Origin of the sequence: Gordonia sp. (in: high G+C Gram-positive bacteria) (genome assembly GCF_012515855.1) — a bacterium.
Classification (GTDB): domain Bacteria; phylum Actinomycetota; class Actinomycetes; order Mycobacteriales; family Mycobacteriaceae; genus Gordonia.
Window position 1 is genome coordinate 1 of record NZ_JAAYXO010000054.1, and the last position, 7330, is coordinate 7330.

General features: G+C 69.2%; 6 protein-coding genes and 1 pseudogene. 4 read left to right on the forward strand and 3 right to left on the reverse strand.

From position 1 onward, the window contains the following. A pseudogene (locus GX543_RS03405) lies at positions 1–358 on the forward strand (hypothetical protein); the annotation flags it as partial. A 19-nt stretch (positions 359–377) separates the two neighbouring features. On the opposite strand, the gene GX543_RS03410 reads toward GX543_RS03405, so the two are convergent. Then, complete coding sequence (locus GX543_RS03410; RefSeq protein WP_290849791.1) at positions 378–1160, reverse strand: serine/threonine protein kinase; 783 nt, start codon at positions 1158–1160, stop codon at positions 378–380. A gap of 135 nt (positions 1161–1295) precedes the next feature. Here GX543_RS03410 and GX543_RS03415 point away from each other — a divergent pair, with 135 nt between their 5' ends. Next, on the forward strand, positions 1296–2120 hold the full coding sequence (locus tag GX543_RS03415) for a DUF3097 domain-containing protein (RefSeq protein ID WP_290849792.1): 825 nt from the start codon (positions 1296–1298) through the stop codon (positions 2118–2120). A gap of 10 nt (positions 2121–2130) precedes the next feature. Here GX543_RS03415 and GX543_RS03420 read toward each other — a convergent pair whose 3' ends face one another. Both GX543_RS03420 and GX543_RS03425 read right to left on the reverse strand, forming a co-directional pair. Next, complete coding sequence (locus GX543_RS03420; RefSeq protein WP_290849793.1) at positions 2131–3075, reverse strand: helix-turn-helix domain-containing protein; 945 nt, start codon at positions 3073–3075, stop codon at positions 2131–2133. 10 nt (positions 3076–3085) lie between these two features. Beyond that, the gene (locus GX543_RS03425; protein ID WP_290849795.1) at positions 3086–4345 is read right to left on the reverse strand and encodes an acetyl-CoA C-acyltransferase; all 1260 of its coding nucleotides are present in this window, start codon (positions 4343–4345) and stop codon (positions 3086–3088) included. Between the two features lie 137 nt (positions 4346–4482). Between GX543_RS03425 and GX543_RS03430 the strand changes: the two genes are divergently transcribed. Both GX543_RS03430 and GX543_RS03435 read left to right on the forward strand, forming a co-directional pair. Next, the gene (locus GX543_RS03430) at positions 4483–5703 is read left to right on the forward strand and encodes an acetyl-CoA acetyltransferase (RefSeq protein ID WP_290849796.1); all 1221 of its coding nucleotides are present in this window, start codon (positions 4483–4485) and stop codon (positions 5701–5703) included. Positions 5704–5775: 72 nt separating this feature from the next. Continuing rightward, positions 5776–7296 (forward strand): carotenoid oxygenase family protein, encoded by a 1521-nt coding sequence (locus GX543_RS03435; RefSeq protein ID WP_290849798.1) that lies wholly within the window; start codon positions 5776–5778, stop codon positions 7294–7296. The last annotated feature ends 34 nt before the right edge of the window (positions 7297–7330 follow it).

The following is a 7330-nucleotide window of genomic DNA, read 5'->3' on the forward strand; positions in this document are numbered from 1 at the left end:
GCTGCTGATGGCCACCCACGTCCTCGCCGTGGTGACCGCGGCATGGACCGGTGCGGCCGTGGTGCGCGTCGTCCTGGCCGTCGGCGGCATTCCGACGCGAGCCGACAATCACGACGACGACCCGGAGGCACCGCTGCGCGGCGGCCGGGTGATCGGGATGCTCGAGCGCACCGCCGTGGCTGCGTCGCTCCTGCTCGCCTGGCCCGCGGGCATCGGCATCATTCTGGCCGTCAAGAGCCTGGCGCGGTTCTCGGAACTACGGGCACCCCACGCGAGCGAGCAGTTCATCCTCGGGACCTTCGCCTCCGTCCTGTGGGCGTCGGCGATCGCAGGCGTCAGCATCCTCGCCGGACTGTGAGCGCTGCCGCGCCGCTGCGTCAGCGGTAGCGGAATTCGACGATCAACGCGTTGATCGCGGCGCTGCGGGCGCGCCGAGCCAAGGAGTTGAGCCGCCGCAGCTGATCGTCGGCGACGGTGAGCTGTGCGCCGGAATCGCCGAGACTGCCGCTGCCGACGAGCGAGATGATGGCGTCGATCTGGTCGCAGCTGGCCAGCACTCGATCGATCCGCGGGTTGTCGTGCGGGGGCAGGTCGATCTGCGAGGCGGTCACGCGAGCCGCCAGGGCGTCGCGGAGATCGGCGGGCGAGCCGCCGCGGGCACCGCCCAGCCGTCCGATCGCCTTCGCGGCCTCTCCGACCGCCTCGCGGAGGTCGTACTCGAGCTCCCCGAGCGGACTGTCGGAGAGCAACTGATCGACGGCGATCGGGTGGTCGTAGCGCATGGACTGCCATCGGCAGCGCTCGGCGGTGCCGATCGGAATCAACGCCAGGGGTCGGGTCGGACCATCGGCGCCGTGCTCACGATCGTCGACCAGAATCACTTCCCCCGCAGCCATCGCGGCCTCGGTGGGGCGTCCCGGCGGAAGCCCCTGCGCGTCGCCCGGCACCGGCATGCGGACGCACAGGTGCGCGGCCCCGGACGCCGTCGCCAGCAGGTCCAGAGCGCCGCCACCCGGGTCGAGTTCGTGCACCTGGGCATAGTGCTGCAGGGTCTCCAGGACATCGTCGGCGGCGCAGCGCCCGGCATCGCGCGCGGCAGCCCATGCGGCCAGCGCGCTCGCCGGCCAGGCACCCAGCAGGGCGAGGGAGGATCCAGTCATCGAAGAGTCATGGTACGCCGGGCGACGGTCTCGCCGGCCGAGGCGACTGCACTCACAAGGATCACTCGATCAACCCGAGTCCGCCCCGGTGCGCCGCACGTCGTAACGCGGAGCTCTCCCCTAATCTCGGTAGGCGTGTTAGACGATCGTTACGGCCGCGATGTGCTGTCCTCCCCGCGCAAGACCAAGCCCAAGGCTCCGGAAGTCGCCGCCGAGCGAGATCTGGTGGTCGAAGACGCCGGGACCGGGTTCTGCGGCGCGGTGGTGGGCATGGAGAAGAGCTATGCCGGCGATTTGGTCCGGCTGGAGGACCGGCGCGGCCAGACCCGCGTGTTCCCCATGTATCCCGCGGCCTTTCTGATCGACGGCAAGCCGGTCACCCTGGTCCGGCCCCGCGGTCGCGGACCGGCCCAGCCGACCCGGACCGCGTCGGGTTCACGCGCAGCGCCCAAACAACGCGCTCGCACCGCTCGCGCCAGCCGCATCTTCGTCGAGGGCGTCCACGACGCGACCCTGCTCGAACGGGTGTGGGGCGACGACCTCCGCGGCGAGGGGGTCGTGGTCATCAGCCTCGACGGCCTCGACAATCTCGACGACGCGCTCGCCGAGTTCGAGCCTGCACCCCACCGCAAGGCGGGTGTCCTGGTCGACCATCTCGTCGCCGGCTCCAAGGAGGAACGCTTGACCGCCGAGGTGGGACCGAATGTCCTGGTCTGCGGACACCCGTACGTCGACGTCTGGCAGGCCGTGAAGCCGGCGTCGGTCGGCATCACCGCGTGGCCGACCATTCCGATGGGCACCGACTGGAAGACCGGCATCTGCACCGAACTCGGGTGGGGCACCCCGCAAGACGGCTGGCGCCGCGTACTGGCCGGCGTGTCGAGCTTCCGGGACCTCGAGGTGCCGTTGCTGCGCAGCGTCGAGGAACTGATCGACTTCGTGACGGTCGGCGGCGAATGACGCCGATCGGCTAAGCCTCGTCACCCAATGCGACGTCGGCTGCTTCGAGCGGCTGAAGGCAGCGATCGCAGTCCAGTCGTGCGATGGTCGCATGGTCGCGATGGAGCCATTCCAGGGCCGGGCCCTCCGGGCTGCGATACCAGCGCTGCGCCCACTGCAGCGTCAGGATCACCACCGGGAAGAAGGCACGGCCCTTCTCGGTCAGGTGATATCCCGGGCGCGCGTCGACGGCGTCGCCGTCGTGCGTCAAGAAACCCAGCTCGACAAGGACCCGGAGTCGTTCGGCGAGCAGGTTCGTCGGCACCCCCAACACGGAGTGGAACTGCGAGAACCGGTCGACGCCCTGGAACGCCGCACCGATGACGACCGCCGACCAGCGGTTGCCGAAGATCGCCATGGTCTCTGGGAACTGCTGCGTTCGGCCGTCGGATCCGGTCGACCGTCGTCGCGTGGTGGTCTCCGGCACCGACCGCGCCCAACCGCCCGCGGGTCCCCATTTCGACTTCACGACTCCGGGACCGACGTGCTCACCGCATTCGACGCACGTCACGCGCGGGCGGAACGCTCGGCCGCATGATCGATGGATAATCGTCGGCAGCGCGACGTCGCGGCCGGTCACCCACGTGCGCTCCCAGTCCCAGATCGCTAACAGAATGGGCCACGCTGCACGGCCTCGGTCGGTCAGCACGTACTCGGCGCGAATCGGTTTGTCCTGGTAGATCCGTCGGCCGAGCATCTGCTCGTCGGTCAACCGCGACAGGCGCCCGGTGAGGCTCGCGGCAGAGATCCCGAGAAGGTCCTGGAACTCACCGAACCGAGAGGCCCCGCGGTAAGCGGCACGCAGAATCAGCAACGACCACTCGTCGCCCAGCACGCCGAGGCCGACGGCGATCGCGTTGGCGGCGCCGGCGGGCAGGGCGGTCGGACCGCCGCTCGCCCGCTCGGTCAGTTCCATGGTCACCACTCTAGATCGCGGCTCGTGCCGTCCCGTTCGGCCGCTCGACCAGGACGGCGCTGCCGAGTCCGGCGGCGCCGCTGACGGCAGCGACACCCCACCGGCCGTCGCGTCGTTCCAGTTCGTCGACGCACCCGCCGATCATGATCGCTCCGGTGGCGCCGAAAGCGTGACCCATGGCCATCGTGCCGCCGTTCGGGTTGAAGCGGTCGTCGCCCGCTTCGGCATCGATCCCCAGGTCGCGCTGGAACCGCACGCAGAGCGCCGCGAAGGCCTCGGCGAACTCGAACACGTCGACCTCGCTCGGGGAGAGCTCCGCGCGGCGCAGTGACTCGCAGACCGCGTCCTGCCCCACGGTGAGCATCCGGACGGGGTCGCCCGCCATCGACACCGAGCTGTGGACTCTCGCGCGCGGACGCAGACCTGCTCGGAGACCGGCGTCGAGCGTGCCGATCACCAGCAGGGCGGCGCCGTCGGCCATGCCCGGCGAGGTGCCGACGGTGTGCAGGTGATCGATCGCGTCGAGCTCAGCGAACCGCGTCAGCGCCAAGGCGTCCTGACCGTCCGCCCCGAGACCGCTGAACGCCGGAGCCAACTGTGCCAGGGACTCCGCCGTCGTTCCCGCTCGCACGTGCTCGTCCCTCGCGAGTCCGGGTCCGTCGGCGGTATCCGGCAACGGAACCACCGACTGATCGAACCGCCCGTCCGCCCACGCGGCGGCCGCGCGCTGCTGCGAGAGTGCGCCGTAGGCGTCGAGGGTCTCGCGATCCAGCCCGTCCAACGTCGCATTGAGATCGGCGGCCACGCCCATGTGGATGGAACCGATCTCGGCGACCGTCGCCGGATCGGCCCACAGCGGCCCGCGGTCGGCGAACATCGGCACCCGTGACACGGACTCGACTCCGCCTGCCACGATCAGGTCGGCGTCGCCCGCCTTCACGCGCGCGGCAGCGACCGCGACCGCATCGATTCCGGACGCACAGAAGCGATTGACCATCAGACCCGGAACGTGTGCGCCCCACCCGGCCCGCAGGGCCGCGACCCGCGCCGGATTTCCGCCCTGATCGTTCACCTGCGAGGCGGAGCCGAGCACCACATCGGCGACCTCTCGGGGATCGAGACCACGCTCCACCAGGGAGTTCATCAGGTGGATCACCAGATCGATCGAACTGACACCGTGGAGGCCGCCGGTCTTCGACGCCTTGCCTCGCGGGGTACGGACGTAGTCGAAGATCCAGGCTTCGCCGGGTGCGGTGTGGTCCGAGGTCATGGGCTGCTCCTGTGCTGTCGTGGTCGTTTCACCGACCGGCATGCGAATGTGTGTACTTCAATTGACAGAGTAACTCTGTTAGTTATAGTGACATGAATCATTCGCGAGGGCGACCTCGCGACCAAGCCACGAGAGGAATGCCGATGACGACGTCGATGTGGATGATGGGTGGCTACCAGACGGACTTCGCCCGCAACTGGCACCGAGAAGGCCTGGAGTTCTCCGACCTCACCGCCGAATCGATCGCGGGGACCTGCGAGGCCGCGGGTATCGCACTGACCGACATCGAGGTGATTCACGTCGGCAATGCGTTCGGCGAACTCTTCGCCGGCCAGGGCCACCTGGGCGCCATGCCCGCCACCGTCTGCCCCGAGCTGTGGGATGTGCCGTCGACCCGACACGAGGCCGCGTGCGCCTCCGGCGGCACCGCGCTGCTCGCGGCGATGGCCGACCTGCGGGCAGGCGACTACGACGTCGCGCTGGTGCTGGGCATGGAACTGGAGAAGACCGTGCCCGGCGACGCCGCTGCCGGAAACCTGGGCGCCGCAGCCTGGGTCGGCCACGAGGGTCAGGACGCCAAGTTCATGTGGCCGCACATGTTCGCGGAGACCGCCGACGAGTACGACCGGCGATACGGACTCGATGTGAAGCACCTGCATCGCATCGGCGAGCTGAACTACGCGAACGGTCGGCGCAACCCGAAGGCCCAGACCCGCGGCTGGACCGACATCCGGACCGGCGCCGACGACACCGCCAATCCCCTCGTCGAAGGTCGCCTCCGCCGCTACGACTGCAGTCAGATCACCGACGGCGCGGCCGGGGTCATCCTGGTCAGCGACCGCTACCTGCGCGAGCATCCCGATGCCCGCCCGTGGTCTCAGGTCACCGGGTGGGGGCACCGCACCGCGGGACTGTCGTTGGCGAGCAAGATCACCCGGCGCTCCGACTCGCCGTACCTGATGCCGCACCTGCGCCGAACCATCACCGACGCTTTCGATCGCGCACGCGTGGAACTGTCCGACCTCGACGGCGTGGAGATCCACGACTGCTTCTCGATGAGCGAGTACCTGACGATCGACCACCTCGGGCTCACCGAGGTCGGCCAGTCCTGGCAGGCGGTCGAGGACGGCTCCATCGAAATGGGCGGACGGCTTCCGATCAACCCCAGCGGAGGTCTGCTCGGCGGTGGCCACCCGGTCGGCGCCAGCGGCGTTCGCATGCTGCTCGACGCGTCGCGCCAGGTGTCGGGGCGCGCCGACGACAACCAAGTCGAGGGCGCCAAGACCTTCGGCACCGTCAACTTCGGCGGCAGCACCGCGACCTGCGTGGCGACCGTCTGCACCGCCGTCGAGTCCTGACCCGACTGCTCGACGACCATCTGCACCCCATCTGCTCGACCACCTACCAGCCCGATTGAGAGGACTACCGAGATGGTGAACATCGACCTGGTGGAGCGGTTCGTCTCCACGATTCCCGCCGACGACGACCACCCGTACCGCACCGGACCGTGGCGTCCGCAGCAAGCCGAATGGAACGCCGACGACCTCCCCGTGGTGAGCGGCGAGATCCCCGCCGACCTCGACGGCGTCTACCTGCGCAACACCGAGAACCCGCTGCACATGCCGATTCGCCACTACCACCCGTTCGACGGTGACGGCATGATCCACCTGGTCGGCTTCCGGGACGGCAAGGCGTTCTATCGCAACCGCTTCGTCCGGACCGACGGCCTCGCCGCCGAGGCCGCGACCGGAACCTCGCTGTGGGCGGGCATCTCCGAGTCACCGGCGTGGTCGGACCGGACCGACGGCGTGGGTGCCCGCACCCGCCTCAAGGACTCCGCGTCCACCGATGTGACGCTCTTCCGCGGCGAAGCGCTGGCCAGCTTCTACCAGTGCGGCGACCTCTACCGGATCGACCCCCTCACCGGACGCACCCTGGGCCGTGCCGACTTCAACGGCGGCTTCCCCACCGACATCGGCGTGTCCGCACACCCCAAGAACGACGACCGCACCGGTGAACTGCTGTTCTTCAACTACGGCAAGGACAGCCCGTACATGCACTACGGCGTGGTGGACGCCGCCAACGACCTCGTGCACTACGTGGACGTCGAACTGCCCGGACCTCGCCTGCCGCACGACATGGCGTACACCGAGAACTACGTGATCCTCAATGACTTCCCGCTGTTCTGGGAGAAGGAGGCGCTAGCCGCCGGTCACCACATCCCGCGCATGCACCGCGACCTCCCGTCGCGCTTCGCGGTGCTGCCGCGGCGCGGATCGGCCGATCAGATCCGCTGGTTCGAGGCCGACCCCACGTACGTGCTGCACTTCGTGAACGCATTCGAGGACGGCGACGAGATCGTCCTCGACGGCTTCTTCCAGCACGACCCGGAACCGGGCGAGACCACCGACGTCGACGCTCGCCTGCGACCCTTCCGCTTCCTGGCCCTCGATCAGTTGCAGAGCCGCCTGCACCGCTGGCGCCTCAACCTCAAGACCGGGCAGTCGCGCGAGGAGTCCCTCACCGACACGGTCAGCGAGTTCGGCATGATGAACACCGATTTCGCCACCACGGACTATCGCTACGCGTACGCGGCGATGGGCAAGCCCGGCTGGTTCCTGTTCAACGGCATCGTCCGCCACGACCTGCACACCGGCGCCGAGGAGCGCTTCGCCCTGCCCGACGGCGTCTACGGCAGCGAGTCGGCGGTCGCGCCGAAGGTCGGCGGTACCGCCGAAGACGACGCCTACCTCATCACCCTGACCACCGACATGAACGCCGACGCCTCGTATGCCCTCGTGTTCGACGCCGCCCGGGTGGCCGACGGTCCGGTCTGCACGCTGGCCCTGCCCGAACGGATCTCGTCGGGAACCCACTCCACGTGGGCGCCGGGATCCCAGCTGCCGAACTGGCGCGACGCCGACCACCCCGCCACCTCGATGGGACTGTGACTGATGACCAATCCTTCTGAAGCGGCCCGCGCCC